The sequence below is a fragment of the Radiobacillus sp. PE A8.2 genome (assembly GCF_045635475.1).
Lineage (GTDB): Bacteria > Bacillota > Bacilli > Bacillales > Amphibacillaceae > JBJGXI01.
Genome location: NZ_JBJGXI010000024.1, coordinates 18,752 through 38,519, shown reverse-complemented (window position 1 = coordinate 38,519; position 19,768 = coordinate 18,752). Strand labels below are relative to the sequence as shown.

Below are 19,768 nucleotides of genomic sequence, written 5' to 3'. Positions count from 1 at the left end.
ATTTGTAAGGAGGTGAGGCACGTGCCTAAAGTAATATTTCACATTTATCCTACATAAGTTCATTACTTTTTATTTTACAAAATATATAAGGGTATCAACCTATCATTCAAAATGTCGAAATTATTAAAATTTTAAGTGTAAAAACATAACAAGGAGGTTGGAAATGATGAAAATGAAGAATACGAGAACAAAATGGACAAGTGGTTTTCTAGCATTCATTATGTTGTTTACATTGTTCTCCCCTGGTTTATCAATTAAAGTACAGGCTGTTGACAGTGGTACTAATAGTTCTTACTATGTATCACCAGATGGGAACGACAGCAATCCGGGAACTTTGGAAGAACCTTGGAAGACAGTCGAGAAAGCACGTGAAGAAGTTCGATCTCAGAATGATAACATGACTGAAGATATTGTCGTTTATTTGAGAGAAGGTACTTATTATCTTGATCAAACTATCGAGTTTAACGAAGAGGATTCAGGAACAAACGGACATTTCATCAAATACGCAGCCTATCCAGGAGAAAAACCAGTTTTAAGCGGTGGGAAAGCTGTGACAGGCTGGGAAAGAGATGAAGATAATCCAAATTTGTATAAAACTAGTTTAGATAGAGATGAAAAATTAAGAGCGTTATATGTTAATGGTGAGAGAGCTTATATGACGAGTAAAACATTGAACTCACCAGGGTCCTATGGTACGTATACAATTGAGAAAGGTCAAGCTGACTGGGCTTGGCAAAGTGGAACAACTGCAGCAGGTACAAAATTCAATGCAACTGATCTACCTGCAAGTACTCGTAATCAATCAGATATTGAGCTAGAAACAACGATGACTTGGAACAAAGTTTTTGTAAGCGTTGACAATATTGAAGATTTAGGAAATGGTGAAGTTGCGGCAATTTTACAACAACCATATGGAGCACTTGCTCAAAGAATTAACTGGTCGCCATATAGACCAAACGGCCAGCAAGTAGTTTACAACGTGTTTGAATGGTTAGATAAGCCAGGACAATTTTATTTCGACAGAGAGAATCAAACGCTGTTCTATTATCCTCGTGATGGAGAGAATATGGACAGTGCTGACGTTGTCGTTCCAACTTTAGAAACGTTAGTAAATATGGAAGGAAATCCAAGTACAGATCAAGTTCGAAATATCGAATTTAATGGAATAACATTTGCCCATACAGATTTTAATCTATACGAACTAGAAGGATCTAGTGGTTTGGCAACTGTTCAAGCTGCAACAATCGTAACAGCTTTTGCAGACCCTAATTGGCACAATGATTTATATCGTAACTACGATTTGTTTCCTGCTGCAATTCGAATAGATTCTGCAAGGGATATTAAGGTAAAAGATGGTGCTATTAACTTGACTGGCGCAGTAGGGATATCGGTCGAAAATGATGTAGAGGATATCGAAATATCAGGAAACGTAAGTTATGAGACTGGCGGAGCTGGAATTGTTGTAGGGCACCCTCAACATGTTTATGAAAATGATTGGAATAATCCTGAATATCAATTAAATGGTAAAGCTAGTTCTTCACTTGAAAAATACAAAAATGGTACTGAGTCTGTACCAAAGGATATTAAAATACAAAATAACTTTATGTATAATAACGGAAGCCTTTTCGCCGGACATGCCCCTATTACTTCTTTTTATACGCAAAGAATGTTTGTAGAGAACAATTTTATATACGGAGCAGCGTATAGTGGTATGAGTATTGGATGGGGTTGGTGGAACTTTGACGGTTCTGCAGGATCTATTCTTCCTGGAAAACCAACTCAAACTTCAAAAGAGAACTTTATCAACTACAATCGGGTGGAAGAAATAGGACGAATTCTTCACGATTGTGGTGCAATTTACACGTTAGGTCAACAAGGTAATGATGACTGGACTCAGAGTTCAGAGATTTCCTATAATTATTTGAATGTATCAAGAAATGAAAATGTTGCAGATGGATCAAGGTGGGTTAATGGTATTCACCCTGACGAAGGAAGCGCATATATCGAAATGGAACAAAATGTTATAACAAACGCAATCAGATCTGTATATGAAATTCAAGAGTTTGGTAGAAAACATGACCTTAAAGTAAGAGACGGCTTTTCAAACACCTCAAGAATGTTATGTTGTGCACCTAATACAACAGTTGAAAATCAATTTGTAGATGAAAATTATGTCTGGCCAGTAATGGGTTATGAAGTTGTGATGAATGCAGGACTAGAGAATGAATATATGCATTTAGTTAGTCAAGATTTAATTAATAATACGGAAAGAGTATTTCCATCTAATGTTAGGGTCTCTTCATCAGGAGTAATTCCTATAAATGGTGTGCTCAATAGTGGGGATGAAATTTGGTTTGCTCCTGCTGGTACAGAAGAGTTTGCAGAATCAGATACAATGACTCGGGCAAATGGCGATTCTATGACAATGATGACACCAGAAGAACTTGGGGAGTATAAACTGTATATTAAATATGAAAACGGAACTGTCTCCGAACCTTCTGAATTTACATTATACATCGGAGATCAAGTTGCAAATGTTCAAGAAGGTGAAACATATTGGGTTTCACAAAAGACACCACTTCGCCTTCAGTTAAATGATAATTATACGTATACATTAAACGATGTTGAAATCGAAGACGATCATCAAATCACACAAGCTGGAAGCTATACATTAGTTGCTACAAGCAGCTTTGGTATGGAGCCAGTAACGATAAATTTTGAAGCAGATGTTACAGAAGCAAATAGATTATTATTAACTGATAAGTATGTTTTACCAGGAGCTGAAGTAGAGCTTGCTGAAAATTTAAATGATCCATCAAAATCTATTTGGATTTTACCGCAGGTTACAACAGTTATTGAGGAAGGCCCACAAATGATCAGAATTGATGGTGATCAGCAAACCATTACTGCACCACTTGTACCGGATATCTATTCTATCGCGGTGTTAGATGAAAATAAAAATGTATTAAGCCGTTCCGATACAACACTTTATGTATCTGCTGGAACTTTACCACCTAGTGATGGAAAAGTACTTTGGTTTGATGCAAATAAAGGAATTACCACTGATGATCAAGGACGCGTTTCAGAGTGGAATGACCAATCAGAGAGCGGCTTAATTGCAAAGCAAGAAACAACTGAGAACAAGCCGTTACTAATTGAAGACACTATAAATGGAAATAATGCTCTTCAATTCAATGGTACAGAAAGTTATTTGGAATTCTCGCCACTTGATTTGAATGGTTTAGAAGGCGCAAGTATATTTATTGTTAGTAAATCAAACACGACAAATGACGGAAAAAGTGAAAATGGTGATTCACATTCTCCAATATATTTTCATGAAGCTGGAAGTTGGGGGAAAATATATTTTACACCTTTCCAAGATAGAGTATTAGGTCGTTTTGGTACGGGACAAAGTTGGAACTCAGTTACTTATGAGAGACCTGAACCAGAATTAGGGTTCTCGGTGTCTGGGTTTGTAAAAGACGGAGAAGAAGAACATATATATGTCGATGGTGAACTTGTGCAGACTCAAGACGGAAAACAAGTTCCGCTTGCAAACAATTCAACAACAGGTTGGATAGGAATGGCACAGGCTGGAGATAATTTTTCTTTTTATGAAGGTGAAATTGCAGAGATACTTATCTTTGATAAACCACTAGAAGAGTCGGAACTGGCTGATTTAAACAACTACTTTGAAGAAAAATACTTTTCATACAATGTTAGTTTTGAAACTAAGGGAGGTTCGGATGTAACAAGTCAAAAGGTGAGACAGAATGAAACTGTAACTGAACCAGAAACTCCAACAAAAGAAGGATACGAGTTTGATGGATGGTATAGTGATAGCGAATTAACGACTGCATTTGATTTCAGTTCACCAATAACAGAAAAAACAACGTTGTACGCAAAGTGGAATCCTTTACAATATACGGTTGCGTTTAATGAGAATGGTGGTACGGAAGTTGAAAGCCAAACAGTTGCTTATAAAGAATTGGTAACTGAACCAGCAGCACCTACGAAAGATGGATATGAGTTTGACGGTTGGTATAGCGATAGTGAGTTGTCAACAGCATTTGATCTTACTCAAGCAATAACAGCAGATACAACTTTGTACGCAAAGTGGAATGCCGTTCAATATAACGTATTATTCAATACCAACGGAGGTAATTCATTAGACGGTCAAACAGTCACTCATGGAGCATCTGCAGTAGAGCCGAATGCCCCAGTTAAAGAAGGATATGAGTTTGACGGTTGGTATAGCGATAATGAGTTGTCAACAGCATTTGATTTTACTCAAGCAATAACAGAAGATACAACCTTGTACGCAAAGTGGAATGCCCTTTCATATAACGTATTGTTCAATACCAACGGAGGTAATTCATTAGACGGTCAAACAGTCACTCATGGAGCATCTGCAGTAGAGCCGAATGCCCCAGTTAAAGAAGGACACGAGTTTGATGGTTGGTATAGTGATAGTGAGTTGACTAATTCATTTGATTTTACAACGCCTATCACAGAAGATACGACGTTGTATGCAAAATGGATAAATGACGATGAAACGAACCCTGCAGACCCAGACCCTTCTGACGGTTCTGATAATAGTATTGCTGACATCACGTTGAAAAATCTATCTAACTATTATAATAGTGAATCAAAAGAATTGACTATTGATAATGTGTCAGAAGTAACAATCGCTAAAGATGTGTGGAGTTCATTAGATGCTGACGCAGTACTATCGTTGAATCGAGATGGAATAAATATCAAAATTCCTATAAGCAATTTTGGCAATGATCGCGAATTGACTTTCTCGATTGAAGATGTTTCAGCTGACTATAGTAGTGCAGTTAGTAAAGTATTTGATATTACAATTAAAGATGAAGATGAAGATGGAAATGTTATCTCGCAATTCACGAATCCAGTTACATTAGCATTTACAGTAGATTTTTCAACCGTGTCAGATGTTGCAAATCTTAAACTAGGTTATATTGATGAAAATGGTGAAATACAATACTTCGATATAATTAGTTACGATGAAGTAAATGGAAAAGTTTATGCGGAAGTGAATCACTTTAGTAAATACGGTATTTTTGAGCAATCAGATGACACTGATGCAGGTAACGATTCAGAAGATAATGAAGAACTGCCAGATACAGCATCAAATGTCTTTAATCTATTAGCAATCGGTATGCTAGTAACTTTAGCTGGTGGACTATTGTTAGTATTTAGAAGAAAATTAATGAATAAGTCAATTTCATAATGTAAGAATGTATAGCTTGGAGGTATTAATCCCTACTATATTTATGCGTATAACAGAAAAATCATATTGAAATTGATTAGGATCAAAAGTGGATTTGAAAAGCCTCCTGATTCTTAGGGGGCTTTTAAATCAGTTGAAAGATATAGCTAAGACCCAATCCGAAGAACTATATCAAAATATAGTATATATATGCTAATATACGCAATTTGAATAATAATTATTTTTGAATAAAATTATTGTTAATTGAAACTATATTAATCCCTTTAGGATCAGTGAGGAGTGTAAATGATGAAGAGCATAGTTTGTGAACAACCGAAGAAATTTGAAATGAAGGAAGTAAATACGCCTCATGCATTAGAAAAAGAAGTGCTAATAAAAATTAAAAGAATTGGTATTTGTGGTACAGACTTGCATGCATATAATGGGAATCAACCTTTCTTCACTTATCCAAGAGTGCTTGGCCATGAATTAGCTGGTACAGTTGAAGAATTAGGAAAAGGTGTAACTGGTTGGTCCAAAGGTGACCAAGTAACTGTCATTCCTTATCTGAATTGTGGCAAATGCATCGCTTGTAGACATGAAAAAACAAATTGTTGTGAGAATATGCAGGTCATAGGTGTGCATAAAGATGGCGGAATGTGTGAGTATTTGTCTGTACCAGAAACTAACCTTTTAAGCACAAAAGGACTTTCATTAGAACAGACAGCACTAGTAGAACCGCTGTCGATAAGTGCACACGCGGTAAGGCGAGCAAACATAAGCGAAAACGAAACTGTAGTAGTCATTGGATGTGGTCCAATCGGTCTTGGCGTTATGCGAATAGCAAAACTGATGGGAGCACGTGTTATTAGTATGGATGTGAATGATGATCGCCTTCGAGTTAGTCGAGAGTGGGCTAAGGTAGATGATACTATAAACGTCTTAGAGGACGGATTAGATCAATTGTCCCAAATTACGAAGAGTGAACTAGCTACAAAAGTATTTGATGCTACTGGTAACCAGCTATCTATGAATCAATCCTTCAAGTATGTATCCCATGGTGGGACACTTGTATTCGTAGGTTTAATGAATAAGGATATAACTTTTTTTGATCCGGATTTTCATAAAAAGGAGATCACTTTGCTGGCAAGTAGAAACGCTAACCAGCAAGATTTTAAATACACTATAGAAAAAATGCGTACTGGTGAGATCACGATTAACGGATTTCACACCCATCATTGCTCATTTGATGAGATGCTAGAGCAATTTCCAAATTGGTTGAATCCCGAAGAGAAGGTAATCAAAGCAATAGTAGAATTATAAAAATGATTAACATCTATCTTTTTTATAGTGAGCAGGTGTGACGCCGATATATTTCTTAAATGTTCTATAGAAATGTGGCATACTATCAAATCCAACAAGATCAGCAATTGTTTGATTCGTGAGACTGGAATTAGCTAACAAGTGTTTAGCTTTCAGAATGCGCTTTTTATTAATATAATCTATAATACTCATACCGGTTTTTTCTTTAAACACTCTACTCAAATGGGCGGGACTCACTAATGCCTGATTGGAAAGGTATGTTAGTGTTAGTTTACTACCTAGATTTTTGTCAATAAAAGATAGGATTTCAAGAATCCATGAAAATCCTGGAGAATCAAAGTCTCTTGACTCATAATTTTGACTGCTGCATTGAATTCTATATAATTTTAAAATAATTTGATGTGTTAATAGCAATGAAGACTGCATATATCCAACTTGAGACAAAGATAGTTCTCTATCAATACTATTTAAGTAGTGTTCCATAATACTGGACTGTTCTGTATTTAATTTAATTTTATAGTCCTTACTATTTTTCACACTTTCAAAAAGGTGTAAAAAGGAAAAATTCCCTTCCAAATTATTAGAGAATACGAGTCCAGGACTGATAAAAATAACGGATGAGGTTATTGGGTTATTAAATTCTGGTTTTGCATGATGAATAGTATTATTAGGGATTACAAATATATCCCCTTGTTCCATGGTATAAAAATGGTCATCGATAAAAAAGATACCATTTCCACTGTAAACATATATAATTTCATAATAATCATGAAAGTGATCAGATAATTCCATTTGTGGATCTTTTGTATTTTTATAAACAAAAGCAAAAGGAAATAGAGACGTATCAATATGTAATTTATTATGGGCTTTCATTAGCATCACCAAGTTAGATTTTTATTATAGTTGTATTATGTCATAAATGATAAGTAATAGTAAGAGATACATTATTTCAGATAAAGGTGGGAGAAAGAATGAAATATAGAAAACTTGGTAAAACAGGATTATCTGTTTCCAATCTCAGCTTCGGGGCATCCTCATTTGGCTCGGTATTCAGAGATATTAATGAACAAGAAGCTATGCGAACTGTTCACACTGCTATTGACCAAGGAATCAATTATATCGATGTTTCGCCTTATTATGGGCTAACAAAAGCGGAAAGAGTTCTTGGAGGAGCAATTAAGGAAATTCCAAGAGATTCGTATTATCTATCTACAAAAGCTGGAAGATTAGGTGTAGAAGAATTTAATTTTTCCAAAAAACATATTAAAAGAAGCTTAGAAGATAGCTTAAAGCGACTAAACACGGATTATGTGGATATATTTCTATTGCATGATATAGAATTTGGCTCTTATCAGCAGGTAATGGAGGAAGGGATTGCAGCTTTAGAGGAATTAAAACAAGAAGGGAAAACGAGATATATTGGTGTTTCAGGTCTTCCATTAATTATATTTGAAAAGGTATTATCCAAAGCAGAACTGGATGTTATTATGACCTATTGTCACTATTCCTTGAATGATACATCGTTGTTATCTTACATTCCATTATTAGAGAAAAGGCAAGTTGGCATAATAAATGCTTCTCCAATTTCAATGGGATTATTAAATACTAGACCAGTAGCTGACTGGCATTTGGCAAGTAAAGAGATACAGGAAACATGTAAGCGCGCCGCAAGATTCTGTGAAGAACAGGGAACAGATTTAGCAGAGCTTGCCATTCAATTCTCCGTTCAAAATGAAAAAATTCCTACTACGCTTGTTAGTACAGCGAGTGAAAAGAACATCTTGAAAAATATAAGTTATACTGAGAAGCCTATTAATCAAGAGTTGTTAGAAGAAGTGCTTAATATCTTAGCACCTATTCATAATAAATCATGGCCAAGCGGAACAAAAGAATGGAATGAGGAGTGGTGAATCTATGCGTATAGATGCCCATCAGCATTTTTGGATATATAATAAAGACGAACATGTATGGATGACAGATGAACATGCAGCGATTAAAAAATCATTTTTGCCTAATGCGCTGAGTGATCCTCTAAGTGAAGAAGGATTTGATGGTTCTGTAGTCGTACAAGCAAGACAAAGCCTAGATGAGACTGAATGGCTTCTATCTTTAGCAGAGGAAAATGAATTCATTAAAGGTGTAGTCGGGTGGGTTGATTTGTGTTCAGATGAGGTCGAGAAGCAACTTCAAAAGTATGCAAAAAACTCATACTTTAAAGGTGTAAGGCATGTTGTACATGATGAGCAGGATGATCGCTTTATGCTTCGAGAGGATTTTAGGAAAGGTATATCTTTATTGGAACACTACCAACTCACGTATGATTTTTTACTATTTCCTAAACATCTTCCTATTGCTTTAGAACTAGTAAAAGAGTTTCCAAGACAAAAGTTTGTCTTAGATCATATCGGAAAACCTAACATTGGTGAACACCTAATATCTCCATGGAAAGAAGACCTATATAACCTTGCTAAACATCCTAATGTATATTGCAAGTTATCAGGTATGGTAACAGAGGCAAACAAAAATTGGAATTACGAGGATTTTATTGAATACTTGGATGTTGTATTTGATGCATTTGGTCCAAAAAGATTAATGATCGGTTCAGATTGGCCTGTTTCCACGCTGTGTGGAAGCTACGCGGATGTGATTGGTATCGTTAGACGATATATCGCTTCTTTATCTGATGAGGATCAATCATTGATTGAGGGCAACACGTGTGCAGCTTTTTATGGTATCGAGTAATAAAGGTTTTCTCTAGCATTCAATTTATGATCTTTCACTTAAAGATTAACTTCTATGTCTACTAGTAATGGTTTCCGTTACCAATCACATAACACAACAGTGCTTACTGAAATGTATATAAAATTGATGCTCGGACAAAACCCACATCTAAGATGAAAAAGCCGTTGAAAGTAAAATTTCAACGGCTTTGATTTTTTATAAAAATAAGGGCCACTTCTGATAAAATTCATCGTTCTTGCATTAATAGCTTGAATATACGGAAACATGCGGCAAGAGGTTAAGATTTTACCTATATATCTCCGAATAATGTGAAAGAAAGTGAAATCACGCCTGCGATTTCACTTTTTTCATTTATAGATTATTTATTGTTCCAGCCTCTTGCTTTTTTAGACTAATATTTATTTTTTCAAAAAAGAGCAGCAAAAAATTTCTAACCAAACTGCCTAATCAACCCTCTTAGCTCTCCGGCTATATGTGCAGTTCCTTTTTCTAACTCAGCTTTAGTAAAGGAAACACGCACGTTACTTTCGTCTGTACCGATTGCTTCAGCGAATAAACCACCTAGACCTTTTGCTCTCCGGTCCACTTGAAGAACTAATTCTATCTGATCTTCTCTTATAAAGAACACACACTCAAGCTCATCTAAATCTGATCGAAACTCTGGAGAAGGGCTAAACTCAAATTCTTGCACATACCCCAATCTGCTAGAATACTCCATTTCCACTTCACGTAAATGGAACCCTAGATTATTCGTTAATGCGTTGAGTACTGTTTCCATATAAGGGTGCGCCTCAACTTCAAGGTAATCCCTATCTTTTGGATCAATTGCTTGTGGAATATCTAAACCTGTTTGAATCCATACTTTCGTGCGACCGATTGTCGGCGGAGTTTGGATTGGGAGTAAAAATTCAAAATCAACCTGTTTTTCCTCCCCTTCTCCAATCACGAACGAATCTGTTATTGTATATTTTTGCATAGCAATCTTTTCATAGTACTTTTTATCATCCTTTTCACGAACAGCTTCAGTCATCAAGAACACGTTTATTCGGTCAACCTGCTGTTCTGCACTTCCTCCTTGGATGTTAACCTTGCCTTTTACGTTACTACCAGGAGTTAATTGATCATTCTCTAGCTGTGTATCAACCTTTGCGTTTCCAATCCCCATACTTGCTAATAATTTTTTAAACAATCTCCTTCCCCCCTAACAACTTTTAAGAAATCCTATTGTAAGGATTCATGATTTTATCTACGTGTGGAGGTACTGTATAGTTTCAGGAAAAAATAAGATATCTTAATATGTGTCAAATCTAATTTAACTATAAGTAATTAATTGTAAGCACTTCCACCAAATACCTCGTAAGATTTCCTTACAAAAAAGAAGATGTTGTCCTAATCATGTGTTACTTTAATATTAGAAAATTTAGAAACTTTCATTTGAAAACCAGGTGCACTTTTTATGAGAGTTATAAAGATACTTGTAGCTTTATTAAGAGCGAGCTAGTATTTCCATCCTCATTGAATTTTGCACCACCCTCCTTTGATCTTGTTACTTCATGTAAAGTTGCTAATAATACGTAGTGAATTTTTGGTACATAAAGGAGTGTCTATGGAAGATACACTTTCGCTAGCAACTCTCAAGCAAGATATTATTCGTGTCTATAATTCGATCAATCAAGAGATATTCAGTATCGGTATTAGTTCACACAGGATTGAGATTCTTGGTGACAAGGTTTTGATCTTTGTGACACACAAACGGATACCTGCACTTAAAGCTTTAGATAATGACCACAGAGAATTAACGAGGTCTGTTGATCGATATTTAATGGATATTACGAATGCAAAGCTTGCTGATGAGTTGTCTACATTAATCGGTATTCCAGTTGAAACGATTCTTAAGGATTATGATCCCTACTCGCAAAAAGCGGTAACGGTCATATACTTTAAGGAACCTCTTTAAAAGAGGTATTGTGGTTAATGATTTGCAGGTAGTTTACGCCAATAAATCGGCCTAAGGACCGCTTATCATGAATACTATCAGTCTATTTTGGCCTGTGGTATGCATGATTAGCGGTCTTTTTATATGACTTTTGAAGGGAAGGAGATGGTGATTACTGAAGTGTTCTAGAGATGTAACATCACAAACTTGAAAATCACCAACGAAATAACGCAAATAAAATACGAATAAATTAGGGGGATTATTATGCAAGAATTTAAAAAGTATTCTGTTATTTTTTTGATTGGTTTGTTTGTATTAGGCATTGCTTTAGCAGGTTGTAGTAATGACACACCAGAAGTTGCTGGTGAGGAAAATACAGATAACGTTGATAGTTCAGAACAAAATGATGAAGCTGAACCATCGAATACAGAAACTGACGAAGCAACTGAGCCTGAGGAAGAGCCAGAAGAAGTAACGGTTCGCTATTCTGAAGTTATTCGCTCGATTTTCTATGCACCAGCTTATGTGGCAATGGGCTTAGGCTATTTTGAGGAAGAAGGTTTGATTCTCGACATGGTTACATCCCAAGGCTCAGACAAAGGTACAGCTGCAATTTTATCTGATACGGCAGATGTTGCCTTAGTAGGTCCAGAAACATCAATATTCGTGAACAAAGAAGACGGTTCTCAAAAGGTGAAGATATTTTATCAATTAACAGGTACAGATGGATCATTCCTACTATCTAGAGAGGAAACGGAAGATTTTGAGTGGTCAGATCTAAGTGGAAAAACAGTGCTTGGTTGGAGACCGGGAAGTGCACCACAAATGGTAATGGCTACGTTAATTGAAGAACAAGGATTAGATACAGAAGTAATTACGAACGTAAGTTCACCAGCAATGGCAGGTGCCTTCCAAAGTGGTCAAGGCGATTATATACAAGTTTTTGAACCGGTCGCATCTCAATTAATAAATTCTGGGGATGCCTATTATGCAGCTTCTGTCGGGGAAGCGATTGGCGAATTTCCTTTCACTTCATTCATCGCATCAGAGGAGTACATTGCTGAAAATCCAGATGTTATCCAACGATGGACAGATGCTGTTTTTAAAGCACGTTTATGGGTTGAGGATCATTCACCAGCAGAAGTAGCAGAGGTAATAGCACCATACTTTGAAGGAACGGATATGGAATTACTTACAATGTCTGTCGAACGCTACATGAATCAAGATACGTGGCCAATCAGTCCAGTAATGACTACCGAGCATTATGACGTATTAGAAAGCACACTGCTAAAATTTGAACTGCTCGGAGAAGATGAAAAAGTTCCTTACGAAGAAGTGGTAGATCCTACTTTTGCAGAAGTTGTGGAAGAGTAAACTGCTTGCTTAACTTATAATAGATATTTACAGAAAGGGGAGATTGTTCTGATGGCTCAAATCGAACTACGCGATGTTAGTCTTCGCTACTTCACCATTAAGGAAGAAACCGAGGCGCTTAGGGATATAAACCTTACAATCGAAGAAGGAGAATTTATAAGTATAGTAGGACCGAGTGGATGTGGGAAAAGCACCTTGCTTTCCCTCATCTCCGGTGTTATGCAACCAACGGAAGGTGAAGTGCATTTATTCGGAGAAACGTTGAACAAGACTTCCGATCGAACCGGATATATGTTGCAAAATGATCATTTGTTCGAATGGAGAAGTGTTTTAAAAAATCTACTAGTCGGAGCAGAAATTCGTGGGATGGATCTTAAAGAAGCAGAAGCAAGAGCACTTGAATTACTCAATCGCTATGGTATGGGCGAATTTGCCCACCATAGCCCTAAACAGCTTTCTGGTGGCATGCGCCAACGTGTTGCACTAATTCGCACATTAGTAATTCAGCCGGAAATTTTACTTTTAGATGAACCATTTTCTGCACTTGATTATCAAACACGATTAACGTTATCAGATGAAATATCTACAATTCTTCGCGAACAAAAGAAAACCGTCATTCTCGTTACCCATGATATTTCAGAAGCAATAGCAATGGCTGATCGAGTGATTGTGATGTCGAAGCGACCAAGTACAGTGAAAAAGGACTATAACATTACGTTTAACGGGGGTCGACCATCTCCATTCGAAACAAGACAAAGACCAGAATATAATGCGTATTTTAGTGAAATATGGAAGGAGCTAGAAGAACATGTCCATGCTTAGGAAAGAAGTGAACACGATGTCCCATCCCTTGACAGCCCAAAGCCAAAAGCAAGCGACAAATGAAATTAATAGGCCTGCCTCCTCAGTTAGCAGTATATATCTGAACTATTTAAAGTCAATAAAAAGGTATAACTTTAAAATTCAGTTATCACGGTTCTTAGTCTTAATCGCATTTCTCGTATTATGGGAGTTATCTGCGATTTTCGAATGGGCAAATCCAATGCTAACAAGCCGTCCAACAGAAGTTGTAGCTACTTTTCTTGAATTAATTGCTACAGGAACTATCTATCAACACGTTTGGGTAACGAGCTTAGAAACAATTATCGGTTTCCTGTTATCGATGGTTCTTGGTATTGTAATAGCGATTGGATTTTGGTGGTCTACATTTTGGTCCAAGGTGATGGACCCTTATGTTGTTGTGCTTAATGCATTACCCAAAGTCGCTCTTGGTCCGATTTTTTATATATGGTTAGGAGATCGATTATCGATATACGGAATGGCAGTTGCCATCTCGATCATCGTAACAATCATTATGATTGAATCTGGATTTAAGGAAATAACTAAATCAAAATTAAAACTTATGCAATCGCTTGGCGCCACCCGTTGGCAAATGTTGAAAATGGTGCTGCTTCCAGCTAGTATTCCAAACTTTGTCGCAACGATGAAAGTAAACGTTGGTTTGACGCTAGTCGGTGTTATTATGGGAGAATTCTTATCCTCAAAGGCAGGATTAGGTTATTTAATCATTTACGGCGGCCAAGTTTTCCAAATGGATTTAGTCATGACGAGTATCGTTCTATTAGCGATTTTGTCAGCAATTTTATACGGTGTCGTAAATGTTATTGGAGCATTTTTGCAAAAGCAGTATCATTTTGACTAAACGACTGCAAGAGTTAGCACTAGCCATGCGGTAACTCGCATGTAGATTCTGAAATTCAAAAAGGATGGTATCTTAACATGATTGACCACAAACAAGTAGACCCAGCTCAAACGGCTTTGGTAATAGTCGATATGCAAAATGATTATTGTGATGCAAATGGTAATTTAGGCAAACAAGGCTTAGACGTTAGTATGGTGGATGAAATGATCGCTCCACTAGCCGAATTAATTGCACAAGCAAGAGACAATCGTGTGCCGGTTATCTTCATAAAAACAATTCACGAGCCAAGTACTGATTCAGACACGTGGGTAAAACGATTAAAAATTGCGAATCAGACAAGTGTGTGCAGAAAAGACACGTGGGGAGCAGATTTTTATAAAGTAAAGCCACAAGCTGACGATATTATTGTTGTTAAGCACCGCTATAGTGCCTTTATTAACACAAGACTGGATTCCGTATTACGTACGTTAAATACTAACACCCTAATAATGACTGGTGTTAGTACGAATGTATGTGTTGAATCAACGGCACGCGATGGATTTATGCTAGATTATGATGTTGTCATGTTATCTGATTGTACAGCTGCATTTTCGAAAGCCGCCCATGATATGACGCTAACGAATATTGATCAGTATTTTGGGACAGTATGCAAATCAGAAGATGTGATTCAAAGCTGGCATGCATTACAAACAACTTCTTAAACAGTACTTTTAGGTTGATTAAAAAAGCAGGTGACTATTGTGAGAAAGGTAGAAGCAAGTCGAGCATATGTATCAAACAAACCGTTAACAAAACAGACTGCAGCACCGATCCTACTACTTTTGTCGGTTTGCCCTGGTACATTTTTATCCCACTTTTCTGCAGGGCTAGTTAATATAGCTTTGCCAGACTTGTCGGTATTTTTTCAAGCACAACTTGGTATAACCCAATGGATTGTCACCGGTTATTTACTTGCAGTCATGCTCGGCTTGCCCATCATGGGTAAGCTTTCCGACCGGTATGGAAAAAAACGAATACATAACATCGGTTATCTCGTGTTTGGCATTGGTATTGTTTTAGCAGCATTTTCCTTTTCACTTGTGTTTTTGCTTGCAGCCAGGTTTGTCCAGGGCATGGGGGCAGCGATGCTTCAAGCAACAAACATGGCAATTATTACAGAAAGCTATCCTGAGGAAAAAAGAGGAAAAGCACTTGGTATTATCGGTACCGCTGTTGGCGTTGGAGCTTTGTTAGGTCCTTCTGTGGGTGGTTTACTGATCAATTGGTTTTCCTGGCAAGTCTTGTTTTGGATTCAGTTGCCATTACTAATCGCGGCTGCGCTTATGGCTACTCGATTTATACCGAGAGACAATCCCGAAGAACAAAAACGTTCTTTTGATTATATTGGTGCCGCTCTTTTCGGGGTAGCACTAACATCGATCATTTTTGTGCTCAATCAAATTGGCGAAGGTAGCGTAACTGCTTTGCTATGGCCAATTACGCTTACTGGCATTAGTACACTCGTGCTATTTCTATACTGGGTGAGAAAAAAGCAGGACCCATTTATCCAATTAAACGTACTCGCACCACCGATGGTTCGTTCAGGTAGCTTGATTATCGTGGTAAGTTATATGGCAACTTTTTCAGCAATGGTTGTTATTCCGTTTTATTTACGCGGTGTATTGGATATTTCCCCGTCGGTTTCCGGTTTACTATTAATGAGTTACCCGCTATTATTAGCAATATTTGGTCCGGTAAGTGGAACGCTTGCCGATCGATTTGGTAGCTTTATCGTCGTAATGATTGGACTCGGCATCATGATAGCTTCATTATTCGGGTTAAGCATGCTAACAACGTCTTCTTCCCTATTGGTCGTTAGCTTACTGCTTTGTTTGTTAGGATTTGCGATGGGGATTTTAACATCACCAAACTATAAGCTAATGATTGGTTATATCCCGTTCCAATACTTAGGGATTATCACGAGTACCATCGCACTATTTAGAAATTTCGGTATGATTATGGGTACAGCAGTAGGTGTAACATTTATGAATATGTTTGTCCAAGGTTCCATCACGGAATGGCTTTTGTCAGACCATAGGCCAGCTAACGCACAAGTGATGCTCGGCTTTCATAGTTTTTTTTTATTTGTGATGAGCTTGACAATCCTTGCGATGATTTATCTTGTTGTTACAAACAAGCAAGCAGCTAGTAGGGGAAACATTGAATTTTAATTAATATACGCGTATTTTAGCCATCCAAATTTATTTATTTTTGGATGGCTATAATATGATTTTTTCTTGTATGGGAAAGATTGCCGTTATTTGAGGATCCTACATAATGTTTGCTCAAACCCCAATAATCCTTTAAAATCAATATTAACAACGTTGTAAACACTTAATTGTAAACGGTAACACAAGATCATTAAATCCTGACTCATTAATTTAAGGAGTGGTGTAATGAAAAAGAAATATGTACTCATTGGTACTGGCGGTAGAGCTGAATTCTTCTATGGTGCAATGACAAAGGATTTCCGAGATACATGTCAATTGCTTGCCTTTTGTGATGTTAATCAAACAAGAATGGATTATGCCAATCAACTTTTAGAGGAAAAGTATGATCATAAAAAGGTTAACACTTACAAAGCTAGTGAATTTGAAGTGATGATTAAGCAGGAACAGCCCGACATTGTCATCGTTACAACTGTAGACCGGACACATCACACGTATATTATTAAAGCACTTGAATTAGGTTGTGATGTGATCACTGAAAAGCCAATGACAGTCGATGAAGAAAAAGCACAATCAATTTTAGACGCGATTGAGCGAACTGGCAATCAGGTACGTGTTGCTTTTAATTATCGTTATGCCCCACATAATACAAAAATACGTGAACTGATTCGCGACGATGTAATTGGTAATGTATTTTCTGTCCATTTTGAATGGGCGTTAGATACACAGCATGGTGCAGACTATTTCCGTAGGTGGCATCGAAATAAGAAAAATAGCGGTGGGCTCCTTGTACATAAGTCCACGCACCATTTTGATCTTGTCAATTTCTGGTTAGGTACTATTCCAGAAACAGTGTATGCTTCTGGTGGACTCCGTTATTACGGTAAAGAAAATGCAGAAGCACGAGGTGTAACCGAATTTTACCAGCGCGCACATGGAACAAAGCATGCTAAGGAAGACCCTTTTGCGATTGATTTAGAAGCGAATCCACATCTAAAAGCGATGTACCTTGATGCAGAAGAAGAAGATGGATACCAACGTGATCAAAGTGTGTTTGGTGATGGTATCGATATTGAGGACACATTAGGTGTTCTCGTTACGTATAAAAATAAAGCAATCCTAACCTATTCTTTAAATGCTTATCTTCCATGGGAAGGTTTTGTTGTTGTTTTCAATGGTAGTAAAGGCAGAATAGAAATGCAAGTTCGTGAGCAGTCATACATTAATTCAGGTGGCTCGAAAAGTGATGAAGGAAAACTGGAAGAAAAATCAATAAAAGTATTGCCAATGTTTGGCGAACCTTATGAGGCTGAAGTTGTCGAAGGTGAAGGTGGCCATGGTGGCGGTGATACCGTGCTATTGCAGGACTTATTTGGTGAACCAACTGAAGATGAATTTAACCGTGCAGCTTCGCATGTTGATGGGGCCATGTCGATTTTAACAGGAATTGCAGGTAATATTTCATTGCGAACAAAACAAGTTGTGAAAATAGCAGATTTGTTGGATATTTGATCGGCAATGCTAGATTAGTATATAAACTAAAAAGTGTCAGGAACTAGCTATCTAGCAGTCCTGACACTTTTTATATTCATCTTAACCTCTAGCATTTTTTACAATTTCTATATAAGACTTTGCTATTTTTTCGATCTCTTCGAATTTAGCTTCCTTAATCAGCTTGTTATTAACTAAGTTACCTCCAGCACCAATCGCAACTGCCCCTGCTTCAATAAACTCAGCCGCATTGTCGAGATTGATGCCACCAGTAGTCATAATTGGAATTTGAGGTAGTGGACCTCTCATATTTTTTATGAACGAAGCACCGACAGAGGATGCCGGAAAAACTTTCACCATATCTGCACCATGTTCAAAAGCCGTGAGTGCTTCAGTAGGTGTCATAACTCCTGGTACAGAAACTTTTCCATACCTTAATGTTGTTTTAATAACATCTTCGCTTAAGGTAGGGCTAACAATAAATTCTGCTCCATTATCAATAGCTTTTTGCGCAGACTGAGCATTTAACACCGTTCCTGCGCCAATAATCGCTTCGTCTTTAAATCGATTAGTTAGATTTCTTATGATTGAATAACCATTTGGGTCATCAACTGTAACCTCTAAAGCATTAACGCCACCTTTAATTAAATGCTCACACACCTTCTCCACTGCATCAATTGGTACTTGGCGGATCACTGCGACCACACCACTCTTTACTAAACGATCTATTAAGCTTGCTTTACTAATCATCGCATCCACTTCCTATCGAGAAATTATTTGTTGGGATTGTTCCGGGTCTACCTGATTCCAGAAAGGGTATCCTTCCATATCACCTGCAACACTTAAAGCAAATGCACCAATTTTATTACCGAATTGAACGGCTTGTTCGAAATCCCACCCACGTAGTAACCCAGATAAAAATCCTGCAGCAAATCCATCTCCTGCTCCTGCTGTATCGACTATTTCATCTACCTGATAGCCAGCAACAAAAGCACTTTCCTCTTTCGTTGCATAGTAGGCGCCTTTACTTCCTAACTTGACGACAACGATTCTTGCACCATTTTCAAGTAAAGCAGTCGCAATTTGCTCAGGCTCTTTATGACCTGTCATAAGTTCTCCTTCATCTACACCTGGTAAAACGATGTCAACTTGTCCAGCGATGTCGTTTAAAACAGATTTTGCCTCTTCTTTTGACCATAGCTTTAAACGAATATTCGGGTCAAAAACAGTCGTTTGATTATGTTGTTTTGCTAGCTTCATAGCTTGATAAACAGTTGCTCGACAACTATCACTGAGTGCAGGTGTAATACCAGTTAAATGAAGATATTTTGCAGTTTTAAAATAACTCTCATCTAACTCCTCAGGGCGAAGCAAGCTGGCCGCTGAGTTTTTGCGATAATAATAAATGTTAGGGTCTTGATTTGATTTTCTTTCCTTAAAAAAGACTGCTGTGGGTGCATGATCATCAAACAATACCCGAGAAGTTTCAACCCCTTCTCCACGGATCGTATTGCGCACATACAGACCAAATTCATCATTTCCGAGCTTGCTAACCCAACCTACTTGATGACCGAGTCGAGTCAAGGCAACAGCTAAGTTTGACTCAGCCCCTCCGACCGTTTTACTAAATCCATTCACATATCTAAGTGGTCCCAAGGAATCTGGTTTAAATAAGACCATACTCTCGCCTAATGTAATAACATCCATATTTTTTCGCTCCTGTAATTGAGTCGGTTTTCATGAAAAAATAAAAACTTCCA

The 19,768-nt window shown here is 37.3% G+C and carries 15 protein-coding genes; 11 read left to right on the top strand and 4 right to left on the bottom strand.

Annotated elements, in window-relative coordinates; all coding sequences use genetic code 11:
* Positions 1 to 163: 163 nt before the first annotated feature.
* Entirely contained in the window at positions 164 to 5,254 is a 5,091-nt protein-coding gene (locus tag ACI6MV_RS13750; RefSeq protein ID WP_407270884.1) for an InlB B-repeat-containing protein, read from the top strand.
* A 288-nt stretch (positions 5,255 to 5,542) separates the two neighbouring features.
* Complete coding sequence (locus ACI6MV_RS13745; protein ID WP_407270883.1) at positions 5,543 to 6,556, top strand: zinc-binding alcohol dehydrogenase family protein; 1,014 nt, start codon at positions 5,543 to 5,545, stop codon at positions 6,554 to 6,556.
* Between the two features lie 6 nt (positions 6,557 to 6,562).
* Here ACI6MV_RS13745 and ACI6MV_RS13740 read toward each other — a convergent pair whose 3' ends face one another.
* Positions 6,563 to 7,429, bottom strand: coding sequence for an AraC family transcriptional regulator (locus ACI6MV_RS13740; RefSeq protein ID WP_407270882.1), 867 nt, complete (start codon positions 7,427 to 7,429; stop codon positions 6,563 to 6,565).
* A gap of 98 nt (positions 7,430 to 7,527) precedes the next feature.
* Between ACI6MV_RS13740 and ACI6MV_RS13735 the strand changes: the two genes are divergently transcribed.
* Together ACI6MV_RS13735 and ACI6MV_RS13730 are read left to right on the top strand one after the other, a co-directional pair.
* A complete protein-coding gene (locus ACI6MV_RS13735) occupies positions 7,528 to 8,466 on the top strand; it encodes an aldo/keto reductase (RefSeq protein ID WP_407270881.1) in 939 nt (312 codons plus the stop codon).
* Between the two features lie 4 nt (positions 8,467 to 8,470).
* Positions 8,471 to 9,298 carry an amidohydrolase family protein gene (locus ACI6MV_RS13730; protein ID WP_407270880.1) on the top strand — a complete coding sequence of 276 codons (828 nt, stop codon included), beginning with the start codon at positions 8,471 to 8,473 and terminating at the stop codon, positions 9,296 to 9,298.
* A 430-nt stretch (positions 9,299 to 9,728) separates the two neighbouring features.
* Here the strand turns inward: ACI6MV_RS13730 and ACI6MV_RS13725 are convergent, their stop codons facing one another.
* Positions 9,729 to 10,487 (bottom strand): sporulation protein, encoded by a 759-nt coding sequence (locus tag ACI6MV_RS13725; RefSeq protein WP_407270879.1) that lies wholly within the window; start codon positions 10,485 to 10,487, stop codon positions 9,729 to 9,731.
* 417 nt (positions 10,488 to 10,904) lie between these two features.
* Between ACI6MV_RS13725 and ACI6MV_RS13720 the strand changes: the two genes are divergently transcribed.
* The 7 genes from ACI6MV_RS13720 (at position 10,905) to ACI6MV_RS13690 (ending at position 18,029) form a co-directional block, all read left to right on the top strand.
* A complete protein-coding gene (locus ACI6MV_RS13720) occupies positions 10,905 to 11,255 on the top strand; it encodes a DUF2294 domain-containing protein (protein WP_407270878.1) in 351 nt (116 codons plus the stop codon).
* Positions 11,256 to 11,498: 243 nt separating this feature from the next.
* Positions 11,499 to 12,608 (top strand): ABC transporter substrate-binding protein, encoded by a 1,110-nt coding sequence (locus tag ACI6MV_RS13715; protein WP_407270877.1) that lies wholly within the window; start codon positions 11,499 to 11,501, stop codon positions 12,606 to 12,608.
* 51 nt (positions 12,609 to 12,659) lie between these two features.
* A complete protein-coding gene (locus ACI6MV_RS13710) occupies positions 12,660 to 13,430 on the top strand; it encodes an ABC transporter ATP-binding protein (protein WP_407270876.1) in 771 nt (256 codons plus the stop codon).
* Positions 13,417 to 14,310 carry an ABC transporter permease gene (locus ACI6MV_RS13705; RefSeq protein ID WP_407270875.1) on the top strand — a complete coding sequence of 298 codons (894 nt, stop codon included), beginning with the start codon at positions 13,417 to 13,419 and terminating at the stop codon, positions 14,308 to 14,310. Before ACI6MV_RS13710 ends, ACI6MV_RS13705 begins: the two co-directional genes overlap by 14 nt.
* A 77-nt stretch (positions 14,311 to 14,387) precedes the next feature.
* The gene (locus ACI6MV_RS13700; RefSeq protein WP_407270874.1) at positions 14,388 to 15,011 is read left to right on the top strand and encodes a cysteine hydrolase family protein; all 624 of its coding nucleotides are present in this window, start codon (positions 14,388 to 14,390) and stop codon (positions 15,009 to 15,011) included.
* A 39-nt stretch (positions 15,012 to 15,050) separates the two neighbouring features.
* Entirely contained in the window at positions 15,051 to 16,520 is a 1,470-nt protein-coding gene (locus ACI6MV_RS13695; protein ID WP_407270873.1) for an MFS transporter, read from the top strand.
* Positions 16,521 to 16,745: 225 nt separating this feature from the next.
* Positions 16,746 to 18,029, top strand: coding sequence for a Gfo/Idh/MocA family protein (locus ACI6MV_RS13690; RefSeq protein ID WP_407270872.1), 1,284 nt, complete (start codon positions 16,746 to 16,748; stop codon positions 18,027 to 18,029).
* Positions 18,030 to 18,110: 81 nt separating this feature from the next.
* Here the strand turns inward: ACI6MV_RS13690 and ACI6MV_RS13685 are convergent, their stop codons facing one another.
* Complete coding sequence (locus tag ACI6MV_RS13685; protein WP_407270871.1) at positions 18,111 to 18,758, bottom strand: bifunctional 4-hydroxy-2-oxoglutarate aldolase/2-dehydro-3-deoxy-phosphogluconate aldolase; 648 nt, start codon at positions 18,756 to 18,758, stop codon at positions 18,111 to 18,113.
* Between the two features lie 12 nt (positions 18,759 to 18,770).
* Positions 18,771 to 19,715, bottom strand: coding sequence for a sugar kinase (locus ACI6MV_RS13680; protein ID WP_407270870.1), 945 nt, complete (start codon positions 19,713 to 19,715; stop codon positions 18,771 to 18,773).
* Positions 19,716 to 19,768 lie beyond the last annotated feature (53 nt).

What these genes read in the sequence shown, in the direction of transcription:
- ACI6MV_RS13750 (WP_407270884.1), top strand. Translation starts at nt 164, where the DNA reads ATGATGAAAATGAAGAATACGAGAACAAAATGGACAAGTGGTTTTCTA.
- ACI6MV_RS13745 (WP_407270883.1), top strand. Translation starts at nt 5,543, where the DNA reads ATGAAGAGCATAGTTTGTGAACAACCGAAGAAATTTGAAATGAAGGAA.
- ACI6MV_RS13740 (WP_407270882.1), bottom strand. Translation starts at nt 7,429, where the DNA reads ATGAAAGCCCATAATAAATTACATATTGATACGTCTCTATTTCCTTTT.
- ACI6MV_RS13735 (WP_407270881.1), top strand. Translation starts at nt 7,528, where the DNA reads ATGAAATATAGAAAACTTGGTAAAACAGGATTATCTGTTTCCAATCTC.
- ACI6MV_RS13730 (WP_407270880.1), top strand. Translation starts at nt 8,471, where the DNA reads ATGCGTATAGATGCCCATCAGCATTTTTGGATATATAATAAAGACGAA.
- ACI6MV_RS13720 (WP_407270878.1), top strand. Translation starts at nt 10,905, where the DNA reads ATGGAAGATACACTTTCGCTAGCAACTCTCAAGCAAGATATTATTCGT.
- ACI6MV_RS13715 (WP_407270877.1), top strand. Translation starts at nt 11,499, where the DNA reads ATGCAAGAATTTAAAAAGTATTCTGTTATTTTTTTGATTGGTTTGTTT.
- ACI6MV_RS13710 (WP_407270876.1), top strand. Translation starts at nt 12,660, where the DNA reads ATGGCTCAAATCGAACTACGCGATGTTAGTCTTCGCTACTTCACCATT.
- ACI6MV_RS13705 (WP_407270875.1), top strand. Translation starts at nt 13,417, where the DNA reads ATGTCCATGCTTAGGAAAGAAGTGAACACGATGTCCCATCCCTTGACA.
- ACI6MV_RS13700 (WP_407270874.1), top strand. Translation starts at nt 14,388, where the DNA reads ATGATTGACCACAAACAAGTAGACCCAGCTCAAACGGCTTTGGTAATA.
- ACI6MV_RS13690 (WP_407270872.1), top strand. Translation starts at nt 16,746, where the DNA reads ATGAAAAAGAAATATGTACTCATTGGTACTGGCGGTAGAGCTGAATTC.
- ACI6MV_RS13685 (WP_407270871.1), bottom strand. Translation starts at nt 18,758, where the DNA reads ATGATTAGTAAAGCAAGCTTAATAGATCGTTTAGTAAAGAGTGGTGTG.
- ACI6MV_RS13680 (WP_407270870.1), bottom strand. Translation starts at nt 19,715, where the DNA reads ATGGATGTTATTACATTAGGCGAGAGTATGGTCTTATTTAAACCAGAT.